A 12,186-nucleotide genomic window follows, 5' to 3' on the forward strand; every position below is an offset into this window, starting at 1 on the left:
GAGATGCGAGCGGCAGGCGCCGACGCGTAAGCGGTGCTGTCAGGGTCGCTGAAGGTAGAGGTGTGAGCGGCGGGGGTGGAGGCGCGAGCGGTGCTGTGAGGGGTAGAGATGGTAGAGGGAGGGGTGGTGAGGGCGGTGTGGAGGGGGTGGGGGTTGGCGCCTGCGCGGGCGGCGAGGTGGAGGAGGAGGTCGAGGGATTCGATGTCTTGGCGGTTGGCGAAGTACGCGGTGAATACGGAGGTCACGAACTTGTGGGCAGTGGTGGGGTTGGTTTTGGCCAGCCATTCGTAGGCGGCGAGGGCTGGGCGGGAGTTAGGGATGCGGTCCGACCAGTTCAGCGGCAGGCCGGCGGCTTCGGCTTGGTGGGCAAGGAAGTCGTAGGTGGGGCCGGTGCGGGGGCCTGCGGGGATACCGCCGGGGCCGATCTCGGGGTGGATCTGCAGGGCGCGTTCGACCACGCGGATGCCGTGTGCACGCAGGATGCGGTTGCGGTCCTGCGCGATGTAGCAGAACGGGCAGATGACGTCGAACCAGTGCTCGATCGTCACGACACGCGGCCGCGACGTCTTCGCGGCCGTGCCGGTGGTGCGCATTTCCGTTCTCCTCAAGCAAAGTCAGTCAGGTCAGGACGGCTCGCAGCCACGCGGCTGTGGTCGCGAGCATGGTGGGGGCGTTGAAGGCGGGGGCCTCGTGACCCGCGCCGCCTAACAGTTCGAAGCGTGTCTGGGCACCGGCGTGGCTGAGGACCTGGTGCAGCGCGAAACCCTCGGATGGAGGAACGATTCGGTCGCGGTCGCCGTGGGCGATGAGGAATGGCGGGGCCTGCGCGGATACGCGTGCGGGGAGACGCAGATCGCGAGCGCGCTCGGCCAGCTCCGCAGGATCGTTGGTGCCCAACAGATCCGCCTCGAAGTGGAACGGCAGAAGCCGCGCCTCCAGCTCGGTGCGCGCCGCGGACACCGCGAGATCGGTCTGGCCGAACCAGTGCACCACGGCCTGTACCGCGCTGGACTGGTCGAGGTTGCCGCCGACCGTGCCCTCCAGTTCAGTGTCGCCTTCGGACAGCGCGAGCAACGATCCCAGGTACGCGCCCGCGGAGGCGCCCCAGATTCCTAGGCGTCCGGTGGCTAGGCCGAGGCTTTCGCCGTTGGCGCGCAACCACCGCACGGCTCCCTTGAGGTCGTGCAGCGGCTGCGGGAACACGGCTTGAGGCGCAAGGCGGTAGTCGACCGAGACCACGGTCACGCCATGGGCCGCGAGCGGGGCCAGCCGAAGTGGACCGTCATCGGCCTTGCCGCCGTGGCTCCAGCCTCCGCCATGTGCGTACACGACCACCGGTGCGCCGGGCTCGGCCGCCCGGTAGATGTCCAGGCCGAGGTCGGTGCCGTCGACGGTCGCGTACACCAGGTCCCGCTCGATCATCCTGACTCCACGTGATGGGTTGCTTCGGAGTAGAACGTGGCGAACGACGACACCGGCTCACGCGAAGTCTGCAGCGTGCTCAGCCGATGGCTGCCGTCCGCGTGTCCTAACGCGACTCCGCAGACGATCACGTGGTCGTCCGGCACCGAAACATGCCGCCGCAGCACCGGATGGAAGTCGATCAGTGACGCCTGGGCGCAGGTGTGCAGCCCACTCCCCCGCGCCGCCAGCATCAGCGCCTGCAGGAACAAGCCGGCGTCCACCAGCGCGCCCTGCAACGGGCCACGGCTGACGGTCAGGATGATCCCGACCGGGGCGCCGAAGAAGTCGTAGTTGCGCCGATGGTGTCCCGCGCGACCGGCCACGTCGTCCGCGGCGATGCCGAGCGTGTCTCCGTACAAACTGTCGCCGAACCTGCGCCGGCGTGACCGGAACGGCTCCGGCCATTCGTCCGCGCACGGCTGGTACTCGAACTCCGCGGCCCGATGCCCTGTTTCGTACGCACACAACAGGTCCTCGGCCAGTGCCCGTTTGGCCGCACCGGTCAGCACATGCACTTGCCACGGCTGCGAGTTCGAGTTGCTGGCCGAACGCGCGGCCAGGGCGAGCAACTGCTCGACCTGCGAGCGAGGAACCGGCGTCGGCAGGAACGCCCGGCAGCTGCGGCGGGTCAGCAGCGCGTCCTCAATCGTCGTCACGGTGGTCATCGGGATCCTGGTCGTTCGGTGGGGTGATGTCGTAGGAGATCCGGCCTGCGGGCAGGTAGAACAACGCGATCAGGGCACCGCCCTTGACCTCCGGGTAGTGGTGGCTGCCCGGCCCCGGCGCCGTCCAGCCCGGACCGCTCCAGCCGTTCGGCCCCATCAGCCGGGCCTCCGGGTCCAGCGGCACGACGAGGTTCAGCTCGCCGTACGGGTGCTGGTGGTACTGGCCGCGGTACGGTTCGACACTGTCCATATAGACCGCCGTGATGCTGAAGTAGTTCAGCACGTCCCGCGGTTCGGCGATCCGGCTACGCCGGTAGCGCGGCCCGTCCACCTCGATGTTCGCCGCCCAGCCGGCCCGCACGCCGTCGGTGATCATCCGGGCGAGGTCGTCGTACAGCTCGGTACCCGGCCCGTACTTCGTGTTCAACCACGTCTCCAGCTCACCGCCGGCAGTCCGGTTCTTCAGCTCGTCGAGGAACGGGATGCTCCGGTCGATCAGGTCCTGCGCGGTGGTCATGGTCGACACTCCCCTTCCATCGGATACAGCTACCGTACGGCGATGTTACGTTACAGTCAATAGCTGTAACGTAACTCGGTCGAAAAACCGCATTTCCGCACGTCAAGCCCCTGTGAGGGCACCCGGTCGAGGTCGATGCCGAAGTACTCGCGATAGGCCGCGAGGATCTCCTCGGCGCCGTCGAGGCGGCGTTCGGTCCGCTCGTCTCCCACTGTCTCGATGAGACGGTCACGGGCGAGCGTGATCCGCCCGGCCGGGGTGGCCCGCGAACACGTCGGCCCGTGCGTGAAGTGCACGTCCGGCGAGTTTGTCTGGAACCACGCCATCGCCTGGAACTCCTCCAGGTCCCTTGGCCGGTTCTCCAGCCGGTAGGCCACAACCCCGTCGTGCAGCACGTCGACATCACCGTGGGCCGCGTCGCGCAGCGAGAACCGGCCGGCCCGGTCCTCCTGGACCACGTCGGTCGCGAACCGCAGCGGCGCCATGCTGAACCGCCCGAACCCCACGTCGACCAGCCACGGCTCGTCCAGCCGCACCCGCAGAGCGAGATGGTCCAGCGGCGGCCCGAAACCACCCTCCCGGCGCGCCACCCGCGCGGCCCGCAGCTCCACCTCGAAGCCCAGCTCACCGAGTAACCCGGCGAACAATCCGTTGAGCTCGTAACAGAATCCGCCCCGCCGATGCCGCACGATCTTGTCGAACAACGCCCCTGGGTGGAGGTCGATCGGCTGTCCCAACGAGACACTCAGGTTCTCGAACGGAACAGTTTCCAGATGGCGCACCTGCAACTCGCGCAGAGTGCCGATGTCCAGCGAGCGCGGCGGACCGGCGCCGATCCGGCTCAGGTACTCGTCGACGTTCATGGTCGAGCCCCCAGTTTCGTTACAAGGAGTAAACGTAACCACAGCGTAACAGCCACTGCATGTAACGGTTCGTTAGGATGCCCTGCATGGGCCGAGCGCGCGAGACCGGGAACGAGCAACCCGAAGGCCCCAGGCCGGGCGGGCGGCCGAGGGACGCCTCCCTCGACGAGGCGATCATCCTGGCGACCCGGGACCGCCTGGTCAAGGACGGCTACTCGCAGATGACCATCGGCGACATCGCGTCGGACGCGAACGTCAGCCGGCCGACGCTGTACCGGCGCTGGCCGGGCAAGCTGGACCTGGTCGTCGACGCGCTGGACTACGGGTTCCGCCGCCAGCAGGCGCTGTACAAGCTCGATCTGAGCCGGATGCAGCCGCGGGAGGCGCTGGTCGAGGCCGTCCGCCGGCTGGATCCCGCGTACTACAACCCGGATGCCATGGTGCTGATGGGCAACTTCGCCGGTGAGGCGATCCGCACGCCCGCGCTGCTGGAGATCCTGCGCCAGCACGCCGTCGAGCCGCGCGTCGCCCTCGTCGAGAGCGTCCTGACCCAGTTGCAGGACCGCGGTGCCGTGCAGGACGACATCGACAAGCGCACCATCGCCACTATGTGCTTCGGCAGCTATTTCGCGCAGTTCTATCGCGGCGACAGCAAGGACGAGATCCCCGAGGCGGTCGTGTCGGTGTTGTGGCCCGCGATCGCACGGAAGCCCGCCGCCACAACGAAGAAGCCGACCACCACCCGTAGCCGGCGCACGACCGGAACCCCCAAGCGCATTCGCTGACGGCGGGTGACATTTGCCGGTAACTGGTGGGCGATGTCCGCCAAAGCCGTTCGCAGGACAAGCTTTGTGGGAAGTTCACCGGGTGTCGGATGTCTGAACTTCTTATTGGCGAGGGCATCGAAGACTATGTGAATTATCTTCACGTGTGGTTTGATCTCGGTCACGCACGGCGGCCGCGCCGGCGGATGAATCTCTTGTCCCTGCACTGATCGAGGAGATTCGAATGAGACTACGGCGTCTCACGTTCGCGCTCACCAGCGCCGTCGCCCTGCTGCTCGCCGTTCCCGGTGCCGCATCGGCGGACCCGCCCCAGGCGATGGACTGGAACGCGCCCTGGTCCGACCGCTCCTACGAGCCCGCTTTCGACTACGACGGCGACGGCTGCTACCCCACCCCGGCCATCGGCCGGGACGGGACCATCGCCCCGGGCCTCAACCCCGGCGGTGCCGTCAACGGCCACTGCCACGACGCCTGGGACCTGGACAACGTCAACATGTACTCCCGTTCGAGGTGCAACAACGGCTGGTGCGCCTACATGTACGCGGCCTACTTCGAGAAGGACCAGGCCGTGGCCGGGTCGGGTCTCGGCGGGCACAAGAACGACTGGGAGCACGTGGTGGTCTGGGTGCCGGACGGCGGCTGGCCCACGTACGTGTCGGCCTCCGCGCACGGCAAGTACAACGTCAAGTCCCGCAACGACATCCCGTGGGACGACAGCGGGACCCACCCGAAGATCATCTACCACAAGGACGGCATCGGCACGCACTGCTTCCGGTTCGCCGGCTTCGGCGAGCAGCCGGAGAACCACAAGAAGACGTGGCAGTACCCGCCGCTGATCGGCTGGGACGGCTACCCCGCGGGCTACCGGGACAAGCTGATGGCCTACGACTTCGGCGCCGCCCAGCTGGGCATCCGCGAGGGTTCGTTCGGCTACGAGCTGTCCAAGGCCAAGCCGGCCGGGATTCCGTTCGACCCCAACCAGGGCTGACCGAAGCGAAGGCGCCTTCCCGGTTGGGGAGGCGCCTTCGGGCAACCCGGGGCGGCACCGCCCGTCCTCAAGAACGTGATCGTGCGTATCGGCCTGGCGCTGGCCGCTATCGGCACCGTGGCGGCGTGCTCGTCCCCGGAAGCGTTGACAGTTCAGCTGACCGGCTACGACTCGGCGCACGACATGGTCGAGTTCCGGACCGTGCACTACGTCCGCGGCGGGGAGAACAACGGGCACTACGAACCCGACGCGCAGACCCGCAAGCTCCCCCTGGCCGACCCGGCCGAGATCGTCAGCATCATCAGCATCTGCTCGGACAGCATGACCGCCGACCGGATGGGCCGAGCGAACAAGTCGTGCACCAAGGACCAGCTGGTCAAGGCGCTCACCGACGCGCGGTCGCCGTACGCGGAGCTTCAGGTCGAGGACGACCACATCACCAAGGTCGCCGAGCTGTACCAGCCATGACCCCGCGGCGGCGCGCGGAGATCACCACCGGGCTCGCGGCCGCCGCCACGACCAGGCAGACGAACATGGTCGGTGTAACGAACCACGGCACGCGGTCGAGCGTGTAGCCGTCCACCCACGTGCACACCGACCGTGGCGGCAGCACGTCCGAGTCGAGCCGCCCGAAGACGGGCAGCCCCCGGTCGTCGGGAACGCCGAACCGCGCCTGGGTGCAGGTGTGGTAGGCGTTCTCCAGGTGCAGCAGCCGCATCAGGCCGAACACGTACAGCACCGGCAACAGCCACACGGCCACCATGAGCGACCAGCGCGCGATGTCGAACAGCCTGCGGTCCACCACGGGCGTTTTCGTCCTCCAGGACAACAAAAAGAGGACCGGACAGTATCACCCGCGAGCCCTGCTGATCGACCACACATCGCCCACATCACGGCGAGTCCCCGGCCGCGTTCCAGTTCGTGGAACACGACCGGGGCGCAGTCCTGGCGGGCGAAATCCACCGGGAGGAACCCGTAGCCGTTCGCGGACGCGAACGGGCCGAGGCGGCTGCCCGGCCCGGCCGCTTCTCCGCGTGTGTCCACAGTAGACACAATGGCCGACCGTCTAAGGTTGGCCGTGTGACGCGTCGTGGGATTGCCGTGGTGCTGACGTTGCTGGCGTGTTTGCTCGCCGCCCCGGCGGTGGCGGCGTTCGCGCTGGACCAGCAGGTGGTCGACCAGAACCGGTATCTGCAGGCGGTCACGCCGATCGCCGACGACGCGGAGGTGCGCAAGGAGATCGCCGACCGGGTCGCCTACACGATCAACACCAAGCTTCCGGACAGCGTGCACGAAATGGTCGATTCGGGCGTGCGCAAGGCAGTCGACAGCGACACCTTCCACACCGCGTGGGCCACGGTGAACAAGGCCGCGCAGCCACAGGTGATCGCGATGCTCCGCGGCGAGCCGAGCAGCCTGCGGATCCAGGACGACATGGTCATGTTCGACCTGGGCACCGCGCTGGACCAGCTGAAGGCCCAGTCCGCGCTGGCCCGGTACCTGCCGGACGTCGACCTGTCGGTGAAGGTGTTCTCCAAACCCGCGATCCGCCGCGCGATTCCGGCGTTCTCCACATTGGAGAGCCTGTCCGTGGTGCTGCCGATCGTCGTGGTCGTGTTGCTGCTGCTCGGGTTGCTGCTCTCCGGTGGCCGGACGTTGCTGCTGGCCGGGGCCGGGCTCGCGCTGGCGATGCTGGCTCTTGTCGCCTACCAGGCGATCGGACGCGGCCAGGTCGGTGCCTCGGCCCAGTCGCCTCACCTGGCCGAGGCGTTCTACAACGCGTTCACCGGGTATCTGGACGTCATGGCGTGGGTCGTGTTCGGCGTGGGTGTCGCGCTGGCGCTGGCCGGTCTGGTCACGCGCGCACGGCTGGCCCGGACTTGATCCGGGGAAAACCTTGGGAGAGTGTCGAGATGCCGGCGTCGGCTACTACGTCCAGGGTGAGCAGAGGAGGACGACCATGACCTACACCGTGGACCCCCGCGTGGACGACTACATCGGCAAGCTGCCGCAGTGGCAGCAGGACATCTGCCAGCGGGTGCGTGACCTGGTGCATTCGGCCGATCCGGAGGTCGAGGAGACCGTCAAGCGCACCGTGCAGCCGTACTTCGTGCTGAAGGGGAACGTCTGCGCGCTGCTGGCGGCCAAGGACCACGTGAACGTGTTCATGTACGACGGCGCCATCGTGCCCGACCCAGAGGGCATCATCACCGCTGGTCACGACAACAAGACCGCCCGCACGGTGTCGTTCAGACAGGGCGAGGAGATCAACGAGCGGGCGCTGAAGGCCATGTTCCAGCAGATCATCGCCAACAACCGGGCCGGTGGCTGGCGCAAGCTCAAGGCAGCCGCCGAGATGGAATAGATTGCCTGGTGGGAACGCTCTACCAACCGGAAAGGAGTGCGATGACCACGACCGAGAAGGCAGTGCTCGCCGGTGGGTGTTTCTGGGGGATGCAGGAGCTGATCCGCAAGCAGCCGGGCGTCATCTCCACCCGGGTGGGTTACACCGGCGGTGACGTACGGAACGCGACGTACCAGAACCACGGGACGCACGCGGAGGCGATCGAGATCATCTTCGACCCGGAGCGGACCAGCTACCGGGACATCCTGGAGTTCTTCTTCCAGGTGCACGACCCGACGACGAAGAACCGCCAGGGCAACGACATCGGGATGAGCTACCGGTCGGCCATCTTCTACACCAGTGAGGCGCAGAAGCAGGTCGCCGAGGACACCATCGCCGACGTGGACGCGTCCGGACTGTGGCCGGGCAAGGTCGTCACGGAGGTCACCCAGGCGAGTGACTTCTGGGAGGCCGAGCCGGAGCACCAGGACTACCTGCAGCGCATCCCGTGGGGTTACACCTGCCACTTCGTCAGGCCCGGCTGGAAGCTGCCGAGCAGGGCGAAGTGACCGTCGAGATCGTCGCGCTGCACGTGGCGAGCCGGCACGCGTTCGAGGGGCGGCCCAGCGATGGGCCGCGGCCCGATCCGGAGCCGGTGGGCCGGGCGCGGGTCGAGGTCCGGGCGGGCCTCGGCCTGGTCGGTGACCGCTACTTCGGTCACCGGGCGCACCGCAACGCGGCGGTGACGGTGTTCGCTTTCGAGTCGCTCGAGGGTCTGAGCGACGATCCGTTGTCCGTCCGGCGCAACATCGTCCTGCGGGGCTACCCGGTGGACGAACTGCGCGGCACGTTCACCCTGGACACCGGCGACGGTCCGATCCGGTTCACCGCGAACCGGCCGGCCAACCCGTGTGCGTGGATGGACGTGGCCGTCAGGCCAGGCGCGTTCAAGGCCCTGCGTGGTCACGGCGGGATGCGGTGCACCCCGCTCGACGACGGCATCCTGCGCGTGGGCCCGGCGATCCTCACGCCAGACCCGCAGCTCGCGCTCGCCTGACCGCCTCACCGCGGCTGGCGACGTGCAGCTTGGCGAAGATCGCCGAGATGTGGTTGCTGATGGTCTTGGGCGAGCGGCCCAGCCGATGCGCGATCCTGGCATTGGACAGGCCATCGGCCACCAGTGAGAGCACCTCCCGTTCCCGGGCGGTCAGTCCGGGAAACGGCTCCACCTGCGGCATTCCGATCCGCGGCACCAGTGCCTGCGCCACGACCGGGCTGAAGATCGCCTCCCCCGCCGCCACCGCCAGGATCGCGCGCACGATGTCCGCGGGTTCGGCGGACTTGTAGATGTAGCCCTTGGCACCGGCCTGGACCGCGGCCAGCACCAACGAGTCCTCCGTGGACGACGCGAACACCAGGACCGTGGTGTCCCGCTGGACCTCCCGGATGATCGCCATCCCGTCCGACATGGTCACGTCGATCACGAGCACGTCCGGCCGGTGCAACGCGACCTCCCGGGTCACGGCCGAGCGTGTCGACGCCTCGGCCACGACCTCGATGCCGGTCCCACCGAGTACCACCTTCAGCCCGCCGCGAGCGACCGGATGGTCATCGGCCAGCAACACCGAGCAGGTCATCGCGCATGCTCCAGCAGCAGCGACGCCACCCGCGCCGGGTCCTCCCACCAGAACAGGTGCCCCACGTCGGGCAGCAGTTCCAGGCGTGCGCCCGGGATCAGCCCGGCGATGTGCTTGCCGTTGGCCACGGGCAGCATCGCGTCCGCCGTGCCGTGGATGACCAGCGTCGGCGCGGTGATCGTGGGCAGCCGTTCGCTGGTGTCGTGGTTGTTGCCCGCTTCCCACTGCAGTTGCACGACCTTCACCGGTACCCGGACCGCCAGCGCGACGGCCGCGTAGCGGTCGAAGTGCCCGGTGAACCCGGCCGAGAAGTTGGCCTCGTAGCCGGTCCGCAGCGAGTGCCCGATGTCCTTGGTGGCCATCGCGGTGACCACCCGCAGCGCGGTCTCCGACATCACCCCGTCCGGCCCACCGGCCCAGCTGCCGCCGATCGTCAACGTCCGCACCAGCTCGGGGAAGCCGAGCGCCAGCTCCTGGGCGACCATGCCGCCCAGCGAGATCCCGAACACGTGCGCGTCCCGCCAGCCGACCGCCTTGATGATCCCGGCGGCGTCCGCGGCTAGGTCGGCGGTGTTGAACGGCTCGGCCGCCCACCCGCTCTCGCCGATCCCGCGGTGGTCGAACGCCACGATGTCGTAGTGCTGTTCCAATGCGGACAGCAGGTCCTCGCCCCAGAACTGGTGGTGCGCGCCCATCCCCTGGATCAGCAGCAGCGGCTCCCCTTGGCCGCGTCTGATGTAGGCGAACCGCCGCCCGTCAACCTCTGCGAACTCCATGACTGTCACTATCGGTCATCTGCCCGTCGGGATCGCGCAGGTAGACCTCGGCGAGGACCGCGTTCGCCCAGCCGCGTGCGATCCCGTGGCCTCCCGGGCGGCTTCGGCGAGCGCGTCGAAGTCGCCGTCGAGCAGGGCCTGCAGGGCGCGGGCGACCGCGTGCACGACCCGCCCGGCCCCGGCCACCCACCGGATCCCGCTCTGTGTGCCCACCTCGATGGCCTTCTGGGCCTGGTCCAGGGCGATGTCGACGTGCCGGGTCTCGACGGCGGAGTAGCCCAGGAAGTAATGCAGTTCGCCGCGGTCGAGGGGATCGTGCTCTTCGGTGAGCTCGGCGAACACCGTGTCCACGGCCTGCGCGACGAGCCGCCGGGCTTCGTCGAAGTTCCCGGCGAAGTCGTTCAACGCCACCAGGTTGATCGCGACGCGGGCGCGGTCGGCCACCGGCGCGTCCGGCGCGGCCCGGCTGACCGCCCGGACCCAGTGCAGGGCCTCGGTGTTGTGCACGACCCGGGTCAGGAACAGGCCGAACCCGGCGAGCATGTGCATCGCCGCGTGCGGGTCGAGGTCGAGGTCGTGCGCCACACCGGCGCGGATGTTCGGCAGTTCCCGCGCGAGACCACGCAGGAACGGACCGGTTTGCCGGGTCCGCATCGCGGCGACGCAGCGGTCGGCCAGGCCACGGACCCAGAGCGCGTGCGCCAGGCGGGTCGCCACCGGGTCCGGGTCGCGTGAACGGCAGTAGGCGCGCACGCTTTCCAGCAACAGGTAGCGGGTCGGGATCTCGTTCGTGTCCGCGGATACCACCGAGCGGCTGACCAATGAGGACAGTGACTCCAGTGTCGCCACCGCACTTGCCTGGCCGACCGCCTGTGCGGCTGCGAGGGTGAACCCGCCCTTCGAACGGCCACAGCCGCAGCAGTAGTTCACGGTCTCCTGTGGACAGCAGGTCGACGCTCCAGCCGATCGCCGCCTCCAGGGTGGCGTGCGCGGTCACCGAGCCCTTGGGAACGGGGCCGAGCAGCGCGAACCGGTCGTCCAGGCGGGCCGCGATCTCGCCGAGCCCGAACATCCGGGCGCGGGCCGCGGCCAGCTCGATCGCCAGTGGGAGGCCGTCGAGAGCCTGGCTGATCCGTTGGGCGTCTTCGAGCTCGTCCTGCTGGGGTGTCCATCCTGGACGGACGGCTTGCACGCGGTCGACCAGTAGCACCACGGCGTGGTTGAGCGGCAACGAGTTCAGCGGGACGGTGACCTCGCCGTCGACGCTGAGGGGTTCGCGGCTGGTGGCCAGGACCGTGAGCCGCGGGCAGCCTTCGAGCAGCGCGACGGCGAGGTCGGCGGCAGCATCGACGACGTGCTCGCAGTTGTCCAGGATGAGGACACCCGGGCGGCCGGTGAGCGCGCGGATCACCGCGTCAACGGGGTCGTCGTGCACCGCGACCAGGCCGATCGCGTCGGCCACCACGCTCGGCAGCGCCGCGGGCTGGCTGACGTCGGCGAGCTTGGCGAACCAGGTGACGCCGTACTCGACCGCCAGCCGGGTCTTGCCCACCCCCGCCGGGCCGATCAAGCTGACCAGCCGGTGCTGGGTGAGCCGTTCGGTGAGCGATTTCAGCTCGTCGTCGCGGCCTCGGAAGCTGGTCAGCGGCCTGCGGACCGGCGGGAGCGGGGCCACGCGGACGAGTTCTTCCAGGTCGGCGACCGCCCCGGTGGCATCTCCGGTGGCCAGCCGGGCGGCCGCCTGCTCCTCCTGGGCGACTTCGTTGAGTTCGCGGAGGCGGGTCCGGGCGGCTTCGGCGTTGTCGAGGTCGGCGTACGGCTCTCCTCGCCACAGCTCGAGGGCCTCGGTCAGCGTGGCGAGGGCTTCCTGTGGCCGGCCTTCGGCGAGCGCGCGGCGGCCTTGGTCCACTGTGGACGCGAACTCGCCGGCGTCGGTGGGCATGTCGATGCGGTAGCCGGTGCTGTGGCGTTTGAGCTGGTCGCGGCCGTCCGGCCCGAACGCCGACCGCAGCCGGGACACGCAGACCTGCAGCGCCCGCGGGTTTCGCCGGTGGGTCGTCGCCCCAGATCGCGTCCACCAGGACGTCGTCGGGCACGGTCTGCCCGTCGGCGGCGACCAGGGCCGTCAGCAGCCGCCGGGGCACCGC

At 68.8% G+C, this 12,186-nt stretch carries 17 protein-coding genes and 1 pseudogene; 8 read left to right on the plus strand and 10 right to left on the minus strand.

All coding sequences use genetic code 11. The annotated features are described in order from the left end of the window. The 5 genes from AB0J95_RS17730 to AB0J95_RS17750 form a co-directional block, all read right to left on the minus strand. Nucleotides 1-593 (minus strand): DsbA family protein (locus AB0J95_RS17730; RefSeq protein ID WP_364758270.1); only part of this gene is annotated, 593 nt, incomplete at its 3' end. 25 nt (nt 594-618) lie between these two features. Further along, nucleotides 619-1,422: an alpha/beta hydrolase gene (locus AB0J95_RS17735; RefSeq protein ID WP_364758272.1), complete on the minus strand. Its 804-nt coding sequence runs from the start codon at nt 1,420-1,422 to the stop codon at nt 619-621. Beyond that, nucleotides 1,419-2,129 (minus strand): nitroreductase, encoded by a 711-nt coding sequence (locus tag AB0J95_RS17740; RefSeq protein ID WP_364758274.1) that lies wholly within the window; start codon nt 2,127-2,129, stop codon nt 1,419-1,421. Before AB0J95_RS17740 ends, AB0J95_RS17735 begins: the two co-directional genes overlap by 4 nt. Continuing rightward, nucleotides 2,107-2,646, minus strand: a complete 540-nt coding sequence (locus tag AB0J95_RS17745) for a DUF4863 family protein (RefSeq protein WP_364758276.1) — start codon at nt 2,644-2,646, stop codon at nt 2,107-2,109. Before AB0J95_RS17745 ends, AB0J95_RS17740 begins: the two co-directional genes overlap by 23 nt. 56 nt (nt 2,647-2,702) lie before the next feature. Next, nucleotides 2,703-3,509 (minus strand): arylamine N-acetyltransferase, encoded by an 807-nt coding sequence (locus AB0J95_RS17750; RefSeq protein WP_364758278.1) that lies wholly within the window; start codon nt 3,507-3,509, stop codon nt 2,703-2,705. A gap of 86 nt (nt 3,510-3,595) precedes the next feature. Here AB0J95_RS17750 and AB0J95_RS17755 point away from each other — a divergent pair, with 86 nt between their 5' ends. The 3 genes from AB0J95_RS17755 (at nt 3,596) to AB0J95_RS17765 (ending at nt 5,750) form a co-directional block, all read left to right on the plus strand. After that, nucleotides 3,596-4,294, plus strand: a complete 699-nt coding sequence (locus AB0J95_RS17755; protein WP_364758280.1) for a TetR/AcrR family transcriptional regulator — start codon at nt 3,596-3,598, stop codon at nt 4,292-4,294. Between the two features lie 223 nt (nt 4,295-4,517). Then, nucleotides 4,518-5,282, plus strand: coding sequence for an NPP1 family protein (locus tag AB0J95_RS17760; RefSeq protein ID WP_364758281.1), 765 nt, complete (start codon nt 4,518-4,520; stop codon nt 5,280-5,282). A 75-nt stretch (nt 5,283-5,357) separates the two neighbouring features. Further along, nucleotides 5,358-5,750, plus strand: a complete 393-nt coding sequence (locus AB0J95_RS17765) for a hypothetical protein (protein ID WP_364758283.1) — start codon at nt 5,358-5,360, stop codon at nt 5,748-5,750. Here AB0J95_RS17765 and AB0J95_RS17770 read toward each other — a convergent pair. Further along, nucleotides 5,719-6,087 carry a hypothetical protein gene (locus tag AB0J95_RS17770; RefSeq protein WP_364758285.1) on the minus strand — a complete coding sequence of 123 codons (369 nt, stop codon included), beginning with the start codon at nt 6,085-6,087 and terminating at the stop codon, nt 5,719-5,721. The two genes, AB0J95_RS17765 and AB0J95_RS17770, sit on opposite strands and share 32 nt — an antisense overlap. Before the next feature lie 275 nt (nt 6,088-6,362). Between AB0J95_RS17770 and AB0J95_RS17775 the strand changes: the two genes are divergently transcribed. The 4 genes from AB0J95_RS17775 (at nt 6,363) to AB0J95_RS17790 (ending at nt 8,683) form a co-directional block, all read left to right on the plus strand. After that, the gene (locus tag AB0J95_RS17775; protein WP_364758287.1) at nt 6,363-7,166 is read left to right on the plus strand and encodes a hypothetical protein; all 804 of its coding nucleotides are present in this window, start codon (nt 6,363-6,365) and stop codon (nt 7,164-7,166) included. Between the two features lie 76 nt (nt 7,167-7,242). Continuing rightward, entirely contained in the window at nt 7,243-7,647 is a 405-nt protein-coding gene (locus AB0J95_RS17780) for a DUF1801 domain-containing protein (RefSeq protein ID WP_364758289.1), read from the plus strand. Between the two features lie 41 nt (nt 7,648-7,688). After that, on the plus strand, nt 7,689-8,195 hold the full coding sequence (gene msrA / locus AB0J95_RS17785; RefSeq protein ID WP_364758291.1) for a peptide-methionine (S)-S-oxide reductase MsrA: 507 nt from the start codon (nt 7,689-7,691) through the stop codon (nt 8,193-8,195). Beyond that, nucleotides 8,192-8,683 carry a molybdenum cofactor biosysynthesis protein gene (locus AB0J95_RS17790; RefSeq protein ID WP_364758293.1) on the plus strand — a complete coding sequence of 164 codons (492 nt, stop codon included), beginning with the start codon at nt 8,192-8,194 and terminating at the stop codon, nt 8,681-8,683. Before msrA ends, AB0J95_RS17790 begins: the two co-directional genes overlap by 4 nt. On the opposite strand, the gene AB0J95_RS17795 is transcribed toward AB0J95_RS17790, so the two are convergent. The 3 genes from AB0J95_RS17795 to AB0J95_RS17805 are packed head-to-tail and all read right to left on the minus strand — an operon-like array spanning nt 8,652 to nt 10,888. Next, nucleotides 8,652-9,263 (minus strand): response regulator transcription factor, encoded by a 612-nt coding sequence (locus AB0J95_RS17795; protein WP_364758294.1) that lies wholly within the window; start codon nt 9,261-9,263, stop codon nt 8,652-8,654. The genes AB0J95_RS17790 and AB0J95_RS17795 overlap by 32 nt on opposite strands. Further along, complete coding sequence (locus tag AB0J95_RS17800) at nt 9,260-10,039, minus strand: alpha/beta fold hydrolase (protein ID WP_364758296.1); 780 nt, start codon at nt 10,037-10,039, stop codon at nt 9,260-9,262. The genes AB0J95_RS17795 and AB0J95_RS17800 overlap by 4 nt, the downstream gene beginning before the upstream one ends. Nucleotides 10,040-10,054: 15 nt before the next feature. After that, nucleotides 10,055-10,888, minus strand: coding sequence for a hypothetical protein (locus AB0J95_RS17805; protein WP_364758841.1), 834 nt, complete (start codon nt 10,886-10,888; stop codon nt 10,055-10,057). A 136-nt stretch (nt 10,889-11,024) separates the two neighbouring features. On the opposite strand from AB0J95_RS17805, the gene AB0J95_RS17810 reads away from it, so the two are divergent. Beyond that, nucleotides 11,025-11,246, plus strand: coding sequence for a hypothetical protein (locus AB0J95_RS17810; protein WP_364758844.1), 222 nt, complete (start codon nt 11,025-11,027; stop codon nt 11,244-11,246). Nucleotides 11,247-11,762: 516 nt separating this feature from the next. Here the strand turns inward: AB0J95_RS17810 and AB0J95_RS17815 are convergent. Further along, nucleotides 11,763-11,981, minus strand: a pseudogene (locus AB0J95_RS17815) (BTAD domain-containing putative transcriptional regulator); the annotation flags it as partial. Between the last annotated feature and the right edge of the window lie 205 nt (nt 11,982-12,186).

Origin of the sequence: Actinocrispum sp. NPDC049592, assembly GCF_040675465.1 — a bacterium.
Taxonomy (GTDB): Bacteria; Actinomycetota; Actinomycetes; order Mycobacteriales; family Pseudonocardiaceae; genus Kibdelosporangium.